Source organism: Neochlamydia sp. EPS4 (assembly GCF_000813665.1).
Taxonomy (GTDB): Bacteria; Chlamydiota; Chlamydiia; order Chlamydiales; family Parachlamydiaceae; genus Neochlamydia.
On record NZ_JSDQ01000011.1, the window covers coordinates 1 to 13,590 of the forward strand.

The 13,590-nt window shown below is 39.9% G+C and carries 9 protein-coding genes and 1 pseudogene; 8 read left to right on the forward strand and 2 right to left on the reverse strand.

Annotated features, from left to right (window positions below):
• Positions 1-1,815: 1,815 nt before the first annotated feature.
• The gene (locus tag DB42_RS01270; protein ID WP_044881384.1) at positions 1,816-2,040 is read right to left on the reverse strand and encodes a hypothetical protein; all 225 of its coding nucleotides are present in this window, start codon (positions 2,038-2,040) and stop codon (positions 1,816-1,818) included.
• 49 nt (positions 2,041-2,089) lie between these two features.
• Positions 2,090-2,251: a hypothetical protein gene (locus tag DB42_RS11090; RefSeq protein WP_155117363.1), complete on the reverse strand. Its 162-nt coding sequence runs from the start codon at positions 2,249-2,251 to the stop codon at positions 2,090-2,092.
• Between the two features lie 322 nt (positions 2,252-2,573).
• On the opposite strand from DB42_RS11090, the pseudogene DB42_RS01275 reads away from it, so the two are divergent.
• The 8 genes and pseudogenes from DB42_RS01275 to DB42_RS10180 form a co-directional block, all read left to right on the forward strand.
• A pseudogene (locus DB42_RS01275) lies at positions 2,574-2,859 on the forward strand (transposase); the annotation flags it as partial.
• 753 nt (positions 2,860-3,612) lie between these two features.
• Positions 3,613-6,555, forward strand: coding sequence for a secretin N-terminal domain-containing protein (locus DB42_RS01280; RefSeq protein WP_162180738.1), 2,943 nt, complete (start codon positions 3,613-3,615; stop codon positions 6,553-6,555).
• Complete coding sequence (locus DB42_RS01285) at positions 6,533-7,489, forward strand: hypothetical protein (protein WP_052435882.1); 957 nt, start codon at positions 6,533-6,535, stop codon at positions 7,487-7,489. Before DB42_RS01280 ends, DB42_RS01285 begins: the two co-directional genes overlap by 23 nt.
• Complete coding sequence (gene yidD / locus DB42_RS01290; RefSeq protein WP_044881385.1) at positions 7,490-7,891, forward strand: membrane protein insertion efficiency factor YidD; 402 nt, start codon at positions 7,490-7,492, stop codon at positions 7,889-7,891.
• A 96-nt stretch (positions 7,892-7,987) separates the two neighbouring features.
• Positions 7,988-8,191 carry a hypothetical protein gene (locus tag DB42_RS01295; RefSeq protein ID WP_044881386.1) on the forward strand — a complete coding sequence of 68 codons (204 nt, stop codon included), beginning with the start codon at positions 7,988-7,990 and terminating at the stop codon, positions 8,189-8,191.
• A gap of 1 nt (position 8,192) precedes the next feature.
• Complete coding sequence (locus DB42_RS01300) at positions 8,193-11,942, forward strand: DEAD/DEAH box helicase (protein WP_044881387.1); 3,750 nt, start codon at positions 8,193-8,195, stop codon at positions 11,940-11,942.
• 134 nt (positions 11,943-12,076) lie between these two features.
• The gene (locus DB42_RS01305; protein ID WP_044881388.1) at positions 12,077-12,295 is read left to right on the forward strand and encodes a hypothetical protein; all 219 of its coding nucleotides are present in this window, start codon (positions 12,077-12,079) and stop codon (positions 12,293-12,295) included.
• Positions 12,296-12,534: 239 nt separating this feature from the next.
• Positions 12,535-13,590: leucine-rich repeat domain-containing protein (locus DB42_RS10180; RefSeq protein ID WP_162180739.1), on the forward strand; the 1,056-nt coding region annotated here is incomplete at its 3' end.

Consider the following 13,590-nt stretch of genomic DNA (forward strand, 5'->3'; position numbering starts at 1 on the left):
GGTTTTGATTTAATTCAAGCTGTAGCAGCTGAGACAATTGCCCTATCTCTGCAGCAAGACTAGTGAGCTGGTTTTGATTTAAGTAAAGCGTTTGCAGCTCAGACAGCTGCCCAATTTCTGTAGGAAGGCTGGTGAGCTGGTTGTTGTTTAAGTAAAGCGCTCGCAGCTGAGACAATTGCCCGATTTCTTTAGGCAGGCTGGTGAGCTGGTTTTGATTTAAGTGCGGTTTACTTGTTTAAAGATAAGATGGCTAAAAGTTTTTTTATTTCATTTTAGCTCCTCCCATTTAAGAAGTACTTACGACCATTTTACAATTGAAAACGCTGCCTTATTTTTTCGTCGATATCTTTCAAAGGATTTTCCGCTATTTCAAGCGTTTGTAGGCAAGACAGCCGCTCAATTTCTGCAGGAAGGCTGGTGAGCTGGTTTTGAGTTAATTCAAGCCATTGCAGCTGAGATAACTGGCCTATTTCTGCAGGCAGGCTAGTGAGCTGGTTTTGGTTTAAGCGAAGCCATGTCAGTTGAGACAATTGACCTATTTCTGTAGGAAGGCTAGTGAGCTGGTTTTGATTTAGGTGAAGCTGTAGCAGCTGAGTCAATTGCCCGATTTCCGCAGGCAGAGCGGTGAGCTGGTTTTGATTTAAGGAAAGCTCTTGCAGTTGAGATAACTGGCATATTTCTGCAGGAAGACTGGCAAGCTGGTTTTGATTTAAGTAAAGCCCTTGCAGTTGAGACAATTGACCTATTTCTGCAGGCAGAGCGGCGAGCTGGTTTTGATATAAGTAAAGCCATTGTAGCTGAGACAGCTGCCCGATTTCTACAGGAACGCTCGTGAGCTGGTTTTGATTTAAGGCAAGCTCTTGCAGCTCAGACAGTTGCCCGATTTCTCCAGGCAGAGCGGCGAGCTGGTTTTGATTTAAGCCAAGCGTTTGCAGCTTAGACAGCTGCCCAATTTCTGCAGGCAGACTGGTGAGCTGATTTTGATTTAAGTTAAACATTAGCAGCTGAGACAGCTGCCCGATTTCTGCAGGAAGGCTGGTGAGCTGATTTTGATTTAAGTTAAACATTAGCAGCTGAGACAGCTGCCCAATTTCTGCAGGCAGACTGGTGAGCTGGTTTTCTTTTAAGTCAAGCGTTTGCAGCTGAGACAATTGGCCTATTTCTGAGGGTAAATAAGTCAAGCCTGCTCTAGATAAATCTAAATTCGTGATGTTTTTACAATTTTCTTCAATCCAATCTCTAAGAAGCTCCCCTTTTTTTTCTAGAGGCAAGTGCTTAATTTCTTCTCGGCTCAAGTATTCTTCCCCACCAGGAAGCTTTTTCCAAAGTAAAAGGCGATTAATATTTAAGAGATAAGAAGAGTAGTTAGCCAGAGTTAAGCCTCTTTTTTCTTCTGTTTTCTCTTTAAATTCCAATGGAGCAAGTGATTTAGCTAGAGCGAAGATTTGCGTAAAGATTGCATTTACCTTTTCTGCTCCAGAAAGCTTTTCTTCTAGCTTATAAATCCTATCTACAATAAGAGCCTGCTCCTTAACATTTCCTTGAGGAACATGCACTTTACCTATTTGCTTATAAAGAGGGGGCATGACTTCAGAAGCCAGCAGATGATGCCATCTTTTACAGACGCTAAATAAGGGAGGAACTACGCAAGCCTCTAGGATAGGGAGTAGCAATTCATTGGGCAAGCTTTCAATAGATGCCGAAGAGATAGGATGCATTTTATTTCCTTGGGTAGTAATAACTTTTTCAGCATTATCATTTTTTAGAGACAATATAAAAAAATTAAAAAGCAAGTCAAACGAATTCGTATCCTTATCACCGCGGGGTATAGGCTAACTTGTTAAGCAAAGAGCAAGCTACCGTGCCTTGTAGGTGATAGCTAGATATAGAAGATTTTTGCTCAGCTTTGGGCCGACCAGGCGTAACATGCTTTTGAGTTGCTATAACTTGAGGCTCTATAATCTGTATATATTTAAGTTTTTTTAAAAACTTATCTAATTGGCGTTTAGCATCGCTTGGACATGAAAACTCTTGCGGCATGAGCCTAATAAAGGCTTTGGCTTCTTTTTTACTGCCCTTAAGGTAATGCTTAGCTAAATGATAGGCCGCTTGGCTGGGAGATGACTACCCATCTTTGTTCAAAGCCTGCATAGCAAGAGGTACTCTCAAAAGCTTGATAGCCTTCTACTATCACTACAGTTTTGTCGTAAGGCACTTCGAATATGAGTTCTTTTACCTCTTTGATTTGCATCGGAACGCGCGTGACAAATAAGCTTTGTTCTCTTCTAAAGGCTTGTAAGGGAGCTGGCTATGGAGGAACGTAAATGACTATTTGTGTAAATGGACAAAGCGAAAATATCGCAAATACAATAGATACAAGGCCAAAGCATGTCATTATATAGAACAGATTGCCGAGTCTTCTCCCCATTTATTCGTTTATTGGAAGCTTGGTTATATACCAATGGTTTAGATAATGAGAGCCGGATGAGTCGAGCGGCTCCCGTCTAGTTCTAAGAGGGGGTAGGAGTGAAATTCTCCTGCTCTACTCACTCACAATTGTTTATCAAGCTTTTTACGACAAGGGCTTAGAAATTATTCCTAGGCTTAGAAAGAATATGAAAAACAAGCTAATTTCACTGGTAGATAAGATTTTATTAAGAAAGCGAGGCATCATTGAAAGCGTTAACAATAAATTGAATAACTCTTGTCAAATCGAACATCCTCGGACATCGCAGCTCTTGGAATTTTTTTGCCAATCTAATCAGCGGAATAGTGGCCTATGCTTACGAGCCCTGTAAGCCCCGCATGCAATTTACTCGCACGGAAAAGCAAAAGTTAATGAGTTGGCTTATAGCTTAGGTATAATTGAAGCAGCCTTAGAGGGTTTTCTTATCCGATAACTCGCGTTATTTACTCGCCATCCTAATAGACTTCTTAAGCTTTCTTTCTTAGGAAAAGCTTTAAAGAATCTTTTCCTGTTTAAAAAAAATGCGAAGGATAAGAAGAAGCTGTTTTTGTTTCTCCAATAAGCTCAAATCTTAAAGTAGGAAGGTAAGTTAGCCACATATCGCCTTCTCCCTAAAGATTAAAAACACCCACCTACTTTTTTTTGTCCGATTCTAGCTTGCAAAGCTTATAAGGACGCTTAAAGCTAACATTACCTCAGCCTTTGTCTAAGGCTATTTATCTATTAAGCCTGCCTCTTTTGCCTCTGCCGTGAAAGCCTCTACTTTAAAAAAAACCCTTCTCGCCTCTCCTGTAATGCTCTTGAGAATCCCTTTTGTATGCCTTAGCGTTCTTCCTAATAGTTCCTTTTATAGAAATCTTCGCTCATCTACTATCTTTTGAATAAGAGTGGAAAAAACACCTTTCCTCTGATTTTCATGACCTTATAGCTAGTAAACAGGTTGGTGGATGATCAAATAGCTTAATCAAAAAATTAATTATAAAATTGCATTAAATCAATCGAGACTTTATGATCCTGACTTTTTAGTATGACATAACCCCCTACTCTACATGAAAAAATATTATACCTATCCTAAAGCTTTATCATTAGCTATCTTCATCTTAACCTCATGCTTTTGTTACACCTATATAAAAGCTGAACACTCTGTGCCGTCAACACTTCCCTATGGTGGTGATGAAGCATTAGATAATAAGGAAATACCAGCCACTTTGCCGCCCCTGGCTATTTCTACCCCAGATTCTTCATCTACTCAAGAGAAAAATGAATCGCCAGAAATTGGCCGCTTTTTCTATCCTAAACTTTTTACTTATCCCCAACCTCATACAGCTGATACTCTACCTGAAGGGGCACAGCCTACCGATTCTCTTAACACAGCCAACCAACCAGCCTCGGAACTATTGCCTACTCTTACCCAGCCTCCAGAAGCTCAGCCTGCCTCTTTACAGCCCCCAACTATTTCTCCACCTCAGCTCTCTACGACTTCTGAATCTTCCTCTTCCCCGCAGGGGCACCCTTCTTTTACAACTTCTTCGAGTTCTACCGACCTTCCTTCTATGCTTAATCCTACTTCCTCACCAGAACATATGCGTACCGTTTCCTCGCCAAGCATAGATAACTCTGCCTCTAATCACTCAGCAGGCTTCAATACTCCTATTCAACCTCCTCTTACCTCTGATTCTTCATCACCCCAAACGCCATCCTTATTTCCTTCTTCTTCTCCCCCCTTATTTCAATCCTCAGGGCCTTCCGCGACCAACCAAGATACTACCTCTCCGAATTCTAATATTGGCACACACACCTCTTCTCCTTCTAACTTTAAGCCTCTTACGGCTAGCCCTGCAAATACCAATGAACCTCCTAAAACTATCCTCATTAATTTCAATAATGTCGCTATTACAGAATATATTCGTTTCATTAGCCGCATTTCTAATAAGAATTTTGTATTCGATGAAAACGATTTACAATTTACTGTTACAATAGTCTCAGAAGAACCCACCACTATTGATAATATTATGACAGCTCTACTGCAAGAGCTACGTATCCACGACCTAGAATTGATCGAGCAAGAAAACACTATCATTATTCATCGTAACAGTAAAGTTGCCGGTATCTCCAAGGTGGTGACCGAGGATGGAAGTGTCCATCAAAGACAGAGTTTCGACATTATAACTAAGGTTTTTAGACTAAATACGTTAGAAGCAGAGCGTGCTGCCTTGATTTTAAAACCCATGATTTCTGCTAATGCTTTAGTGGAAGTACTTAAAGAAACTAATCATCTAATAATTACAGATCTATCCTCGAATATTAGAGAAATCAGCGCTTTACTTAATAGCTTGGACAGCCCACAAAGTGGACTGGTTATCGGCCAATATGTTGTGCGTTCCCAATCGGCAGACGCACTTATCGCACTGGCAGGACGGATTATCCAACCAATTGCCCAAGATCAAAAAATTAACTTTATCTCTCATAAAGCAGCCAATAGTATTTTCATCGTAGGAAGCCCTTATCTCGTGGAACGCACTCTATCTATTTTGAAATATCTTGATCAGACAGGAGCCACAACACAAATAATTAACCCTAAAGATCTTAATTTTGGTACAAAACAGCAGACAGGTCAATGGATTTTGGACAAAAATGGCAACTGGCAATTTATTCCTGAAGCAGCTGTTAATGGCAGAGGACCCCCTAAAGGTAATTGGAAAATTGATGAACAAGGTAACTGGTACTTTGAGCCCGGTGAGCCTATTCCTGATGGAAAAGGACCTGATGGTAAGTGGGTTTTAGACAAAGATGGTAACTGGGTTTTTCAGCTCAATCCTGGCAAGCCTATTTCACCCCAAAAAGTGCAGCGTAAAGAAAGAATTGATGCTGAGCTACCTGTAGGCCACATTGAAAGAACTCAATTTTCTATTTATAAGTTGCAATACCGTAAAGGAGAGCAAATTGCTAAGGCTCTAGCTAGGATTGCTGAAAGCCTTACAGCCTCTGGAGCCGGAACCAATACGGACCTCTTAGCTTCTATCAATAGCGTTCAATGGATTGAATCCTCAAACTCGCTTATATTTACGGGAACAAGCGATGCTATTGATAAGATGAGAGAGCTCTTAGGCGACATTGATGTTCCTCTCCGTCAGGTTCTACTTGAAATGCTTATTTTAGAAACAGACATCACCGATTCCTTAAACTTCTCTACTAATGTAGCTTCCAACTTTGGTGGAGGCAATACTTCTGGTGCGGAAGCTTTCTTATCGGGAGCCTCTACTCTACCAGCGGGGATGGCTTCATCAGGTCTTGGTTTAATTCCTAATGCTGCTGCCCAAGCTACAAGTGTAAGCGGTTTTGTACTAGGAGTTATTGGGCAGACCATCACCCATAATGGAAAAGAATATGCGACCTTAGGAGGCCTTGTAAAAGCTTTAACACAAAGGTCTATGTCACGCATTATCATGAATCCTAAAATTCTTACTGAAGATAACTCACCAGCAGAAGTTTTTGTAGGCCTCAACACGCAGTTTCCTACCCAATCTATTGCTAACAACTTAGGTACTATTTTAACACAGAATTTCGAGTTTCGAGATGTCGGCACTAATTTAAAGGTTACCCCCATCATTGGCAGTAATGATATTGTTACTTTGGAAATTCAAGAAGAAGTTAGCTCCATTGTTTCTGGAGGAATTTCGAGCAGCTCAACTGCAACTAGCCAGATAGTGGGCCCTACTACTAAAATTAACAGGACCACAACAAAAGTACATGTTCCCAATAAGTTTTTCTTAATCTTAAGTGGAATGGTAAGCGATACGGACGAAAGAAACCGTACTCAAGTTCCCTGCTTAGGATCCATTCCTGTTTTAGGAGCAGCTTTTAGTGATAAGCAAGTTAAAAATACAAAGCAAAATTTAATGATTTTTATTCATCCTATCATCTTAGATACTGAAGAAGAAATTGACAACATCACTAGACATCAGCAAAATATCTATCGTGTCAAGAGCCGGCGCCCTAAGGAATGGGTTTGCGAAACTGATGAAGCGATGGATTTCTTTAATATTATCAATACAGAAAATTCGGATGGCAGTGAAGATCGTTACTAATCTATTTATAGGCTCAATAGGCCTATGCTTAGTAGCTTGCTCTTTTAAAGAAGCTGGTCAACTTGAGCCAAATATTCAATTTGCTGCGCCTGTGCATGTTATAGAAAATCTTCCCTCCGCTTTTCCGGATTTAACTTCTGAAGAGCTGCAAGAAGATTGGGCTAAAGAACTTCTTATAGCTAACAAGTTTGCTCGGGAAAATGACCTTTATCGCGCTATTACTAGCTATAAACGTGCTTTGATTCTTATTCCTTCAAGCCAGCTCTATCGAAAACAGCAGATAGAATATGATATTATTTTAAGCTATTATTTAGGTGAAAAATATCAAGAAGCTGTAGAGGCTTTTGAGGCTAGTAGCTTGACTAATATCTCAGCTCAATTTCTAGCTTTTGAGAATCTTCTTCAAATTCTTCATGATGCTTATTCAAGAGCAGGCCAACCAGCTAAAGCTGAAAAAGTTTTTGCTCTCCTTGAAAAAGTTCGCCCTAAAGTCGCAGAGAATCTCCAACATGCTGAAGATGTCCTTTATGCCAATTTTTCGGCACTTCACAGTCCATGCTTAGGCTCTAATGAGAATTTATCCTATTTTCTAACTACTTATAATCAACATGCGAAGTCAGTCAGACATGCTAAGACACTTAATGCTCTGCTTCCTGGAGCGGGTTATTACTATTTGGGACAAAAAAATACAGCCATTACCGCCTTCTTAGTCAATTCGCTTTTTATCGCTACCGCTTACTACTTCTTTGATCATGGGAATTGGGCCGCAGGAGCTATTACTACAAGTCTTGAGATGGGATGGTACATAGGAGGAATTAATGGTGCAGGCCTAGGAGCAAAAGAATTTAATGAACATTTATACAAAACATTAGCTAAAGATTATATGATCAAAAATCATCTTTTTCCTGTATTAACTTTTCAGACTTCCTTCTAAATGCCTATACGTATAGCCCTCAACCTCTTCACTCTCTTTCCTCTTGTTCTAATCTCTTTTTGCCTTAGGGCAGAGCCTTGGGGGAAAGATGCCGATTTAGCCCACATTAAGCCCGCTTCCTTGCAAAACCAGCCTTATTACTGTACCACCCCCCTGATGGGCCCTGTTGCCGAAAGCCTCATTGGCTTTCATCAAACAATAATTACACCTATTGATGGCCCTCGCAGTAACTATTTACCTAGCAGCTCACAATATACACTGGATGCTATGCGCAAGTATGGCTTTTTTGTCGGTTTTAGCATGGGCTGTGATCGGTTAATGCGTGAGAATGATGATCCCTGGGTTTACTCTAAAGTGACTGACCAGCAAGGCTACCTTTTAAAATACAATCCCGTCCCATAATTTTTAAAAAGCCTCCTCTTTCGCAAGCCCTTGTTCAATACCCTTTTTGGCAGAGAGCTACATCTATAAGCGGTTATTCGCACTAAAACATTAAAAATGCTATACTCAATGCTTTCAACTTATCAGTTTCCCATTAGTATGCTTAATCGCCTTAATCATGGACTTCCTTTAGTGGTCAGCCTGCCTTTTTTAGAGGAGTATAGAAGAATTAATGCTCAGCTAATTTTTTTATTAAACCTTCGTAATAGGACTAGCTATCTACTTTCCCTAGCTACTACTTCTTCTTTGTTAGGTATTTGATATGCCACTACCTAGTGTTCTTAAACCCTTCCAGGAGAAAGGAGAGAAGCTCTTACAAACAGGAAAGGTTAAAGAAGTAGAGTTTTCAGGAGAAACCTATCAAGTTAAAGTAGTGGATGAAAAAAATCCTCAAGGCGTGTGGTCCTTTCTTCAATTTGATAAGGTCAACCGTTTAAAGGATGCTTTTTGCTCCTGTGAGGAAAGCGAGGATGTGGCCGCCTGCCCCCATTTAGCTGCCGCCTATCTATATATTTTTAACAAAAGCCGCCAACCTCTTCATAAGCGCTTTGAAAAGTCTCTTTGGAATAAGCTGTGTTATCTTTGTGCGGAACAGATGAAATTTGAGGAAGTAAAGTTTAGACCTTCTTCCAAAGGGATTTATACCATTTATGCCAATCGCCAACAAATTTTTTTAGTCCAAAGCACTACAAAAGCTACTGCCGCTCAATTAAAACATCTACTTTTTAATCGCTATAAAGAAACGGAAGAAACTTCTTTAAAATTTTCCAATCTATCGCCAGAAGAGATTCGTCGTTGGAAAGCAGGTCGCCCCAGTCCTATGCTAAGCTATGCACTCTCTTTTTGGAATGACTTGGCAAAGTGGCTGATGTCTCTGCAAGAAGCTGGGGAAACCTATCAAATAGATTTTAGTTATACGCCCCAAGGTATCCCTAATTACATGAGTGTGAAATTTCCTACTCTCTACTGCAAATTTTATATTCCCCACACGCATTTGCCTTTGATTATCCCTGCTTTAGCTACCGTTCATTCGCCTTTGCGTTTGTATCCACTGAAAGCTGACCCTAATATTAAAATAACTTATGATAAAGCACATGCTTGCTTTCTAATTGACTCGAGTAAAACCCCTCCCCCTATTGCCAGCTCCCCCTCTCTTTCTCAAGGCTTTCAATTAGGAAGTTGGCTACTGGTACCTTTTAAAGGATTTTATCCTTTAGATCCTTTAGGCTTATTAAGCTCTAAAGTGATTAGCCAGGCTCATCTAGCACAAGTACTTGATGAAAATTTAGCTTTCATCAAAGAACATTTACAAGGCTGTATTATTCATGAAGGGATCTTTAAAGCTTCCTATGCGATTGCTTTTGATGAACAGTGGAACCTTCATATTCAGTGTTACGTTCACTGCCCTGGAGATCTTAGCAAGCCTATGTCCCAGCTTTTTGATTCATGGGCTTATCTAGAAGAGGAGGGCTTTTACAAGCTAGAAGGCCTGCGATTTAAAGAAGCGAAAACCTTGGTTCCTGCCGAAAAAGTGGGAGAATTTGTCCAGCAGCATCGTACGTGGCTAAATACTCACAAAGGATTTGAAACACACGTAGCGAGCTTAGAGGCATTACTAAACTATAAAATGGATATAGAAAAAGGGTTGCTTTCTTTTCAACGTACAGTAGCTACCCAAGAGCAAACTTTGAAAACTAAGGATTTTGGCCCTTGGATTTACATCGAGAGCCAAGGGTTTTATGCTAAAAATACTACGCCTGTAAGCCTTCCCTTACGCCCTGGGTCTTTCTTAAATCCTGGTCATATTCCTATGTTTATCAGAAATAATCGCGAGGAGCTAAAAGTTATTCCGGGCTTTTTTAGTGAAAAGCAACCTATTGTCCATGCAGGATTAGTAATAAAATTAACTAAAGAGGAGCTCATCCTTGTTGCTCCCACCTTTGATCTATTGCCAGAATACACCCTTAAAGAAGTTTATTTTTTTGACGAATTTACTTATGTAGAGGGAGAAGGCTTTGCTGAACTCCCTTTAACTTGTCGCTTACCCCTAGCTTATCAGAAGGTAGTGGAAATAAAACCTGAGCATCATCTATTTTTTTTAGAGCATGAGCTCAAGAACTTAAAGCCATTTATAAAAAGCCTTGACCCACGCCTTACACCACCTAAAGAGCTTGAGCTTACCGCAAGCGCTATTTCTAAAGCAGATTCTAATACACGCGGGTGGTACACGGTTAACTTAGAGTACACCTCTGAAGAGGGTGCTGTTCCTATCGCAGAGCTATGGACAGCTTCAAAAAAAAATCAGCGCTTTAAATTTACAGAAGCTGGGCTCATTGATTTTGAAGACAAACGCTATGATTGGTTAAAGCTTCTTGCAAAAAAACGCTTAGATAAACGTCATAATCTCCTAACCCTTTCTACGATTGAACTGATTCGTTTGAATGCCTTAGAGCCTATAAAAGAAGGAAAAAAAGAAAAAAATTCCAATCACTCCTCTTCTTTCAATCTTTTAAAAGAGCTTATAGAATTTAAAATTCCTGCTGAACCTAATATATTAGGTCTAAGTTGTGACCTAAGGTCCTATCAACAAAAGGGTCTCCATTGGCTATGGTTTCTTTATCAGCAGGGGCTGTCAGGACTACTTTGCGACGATATGGGACTAGGTAAAACCCACCAAGCGATGGCCCTAATCGCAGCTATTATCAATCATGGCGAAAAGCAAAAACAAAAGGGTAACAGCTATTTTTTAATCATCTGCCCTACCTCGGTCATTTACCATTGGCAGGATAAGCTTGCGCAGTACTTGCCTAACTTACGTGTTTCTACCTTTTATGGCACTCATCGCAGCCTGGATGAATTTCAGGAGCATTATGATATTCTCTTAACTTCTTATGGTGTGTGGCGAATTGAACACCAATTGCTTTCTAAAATATCCTTTGAATTAGCAATTTTTGATGAAATTCAAATTGCAAAAAACTATAGGAGCCGCCTTTACGCCACGCTAGCCCACGTTAATGCCCAGATGCGCCTTGGGCTCACAGGTACTCCTATAGAAAACCATCTGCGTGAGTTAAAATCTTTATTTGATTTAGTTTTACCTACTTATATGCCTGGTGAAAAAGATTATCGCGAGTATTTTGTTAAACCTATTGATAAAAAGCAGGATTTAAAGCGTAAAGCTCTCTTATCACGATTGATAAATCCCTTCGTGCTAAGACGGAAGAAAGAAAATGTCCTTAACGATCTACCAGAAAAAACTGAAGAGATCTCCCATTGCGGACTAACAGAATCTCAAGCTATTCTCTACAATAATGTAGTGGAACAATCGCGACAGGTGGTGCTGGATAAACTTACCCATGGAAGTCAGCCTATCCCTTACCTACATATATTTGCTATCCTTTCATATTTAAAACAAATCTGCGATCATCCCGCCTGCTATCTAAAAACCCCCTCTGAATATAAACTCTACCAAGCTGGCAAATGGGATCTTTTCATCGAGCTATTGAAAGAAGCACGTGAAAGTCACCAGAAAGTTGTGGTATTCTCTCAATATTTGAATATGCTGGATATCATTCAAAAATATCTAGAAGAGCGCCACATTGGCTTTGCTGCTATTCGGGGTTCAACGATTAATCGAGGAGAGCAACTTAAACGCTTTAATGAAGACCCACAGTGTGAAGTTTTTTTAGGTTCTTTGCAAGCTGCAGGATTAGGAGTAGAGCTAACTGCTGCCTCTGTTGTTATCCATTATGATCGCTGGTGGAATGCCGCCCGGGAAAATCAGGCGACAGACCGCGTTCATCGTAGTGGCCAAACTAGAGGAGTTCAAGTTTTCAAATTGGTGACCAAAGGCACTTTTGAAGAAAAAATTGACATGATGATTACTAGAAAAGGAAAACTCATGGAAGATATTGTAGGAGTGGATGATCATCGGCTTTTAAAACAATTTAACCGTGATGAAATTATAGAGCTTCTTCAAAATGTTACTCCTACCTCTTTGCAAGAAAATTAAATTTCTTCTAAGGAAAAATAGAAAAATAGGCTTTTTTTAAATGTACAGGTAGCCCACTTAACTTAAAATTTTTCTTGCTTCTTTTAGCTTTCTTCAACATCTTTTACTTAAAAAAAGCCTAAAAAGGCCAGCAAATGAACCCTTGTTCTTCTATCACTCTTGCACAAGTGCCTAGTGAAATCCTAGTTCCTATTTTAAGGGCTTGCCGTACTTTAGCCAAGCATTACCTTAAGGGCGGTGAAAAAGAAGCCAAAGTCTTTATTAAGCTCATGCCGCAAGAATTTTCATGTCCGAACGATGCTAAGCGTCTATTAGATAATTTTGTAAAAAACTTAAATATATACAAATTATAGAATCTCAAATGATAGCAACTCAAAAGCATGTTACGTCTGGTCGGCCCAAAGCTGAGCAAAAACCTTCTATATCTAGCTATCACCTAAAAGGCACAGTAACTTGCTCTTTGCTTAACAAGTTAGCCTATACCCTCCCTGTGATAAGGATACGAATTGTTTTGACTTGCTTTTTTAATTTTTATACATTGTCTTTAAATAATAAAAATGCTGAAAAAGTCATCATTACCCAAGAAAATAAAATGCATCCTATCTCTTCGACATCTATTGAAAGCTTGCCCAATGAATTGCTGCTCCCTATCTTAGAGGCTTGCGTAGTTCCTCCCTTATTTAGCGTCTGTAAAAGATGGCATCATCTGCTAGCTTCTGCAGTCATGCTCCCTCTTTATAAGCAAATAGGTAAAGTGCATGTTCCTCAAGGAAATGTTAAGGAGCAGGCTCTTATTGTAGATAGGATCTATAAGCTAGAAGAAAAGCTTTCTGAAACAGCAAAGGTAAATGCAATCTTTAGGCAAATCTTTACTTTAGCCAAGTCTCTTTCAACTTTAGAATTTAAATGGAAAACAGAAGAAAAAAGAGGCTTAACGCTGGCTAATTACTCTTCTTATCTCTTAAATATTAATCGCCTTTTACTTTGGAAAAAACTTCCTGAGGGAGAAGAATACTTGGACCGAGAAGAAATTAAGCACTTGTCTCTAGAAAAAAAAGGAGAGCTTCTTAGAGATTGGATTGAAGAAAACTGTAAAAATATCATGGGTTTAGGTTTATATAGAGTAGGCTTGACTTACTTACCCTCAGAAATAGGCCAATTGTCTCAGCTGCAAAGGCTCGACTTAAATCAAAACCAGCTCACCACTCTGCCTGCAGAAATAGGTCAATTGTCTCAATTACGAGGGCTTTACTTAAAACAAAACCAGCTCACCGCTCTGCCTGCAGAAATCGGGCAGCTGTCTCAGCTGAGACGACTTCACTTAAATCAAAACCAGCTCACCAGCCTGCCTGCAGAAATCGGGCGGTTGTCTTGGCTACAAGAGCTTGATTTAAGCCAAAACCAGCTTACCAGCCTTCCTACAGAAATCGAGCAGCTGTCTAAGCTGCAAACGCTTAAATTAAATCAAAACCAGCTCACCTGCCTGCCTGCAGAAATCGGGCAGATGTCTCAGCTTCAAAGGCTTGACTTAAGCCAAAACCAGCTCGCCAGTCTTCCTGTAGAAATTGGGCAGCTGCATCAGCTGCAAACGCTTGAATTAGCGGAAAATCCTTTGAAAGATATCGCCGAAAAAATAAGACAGCGTTTT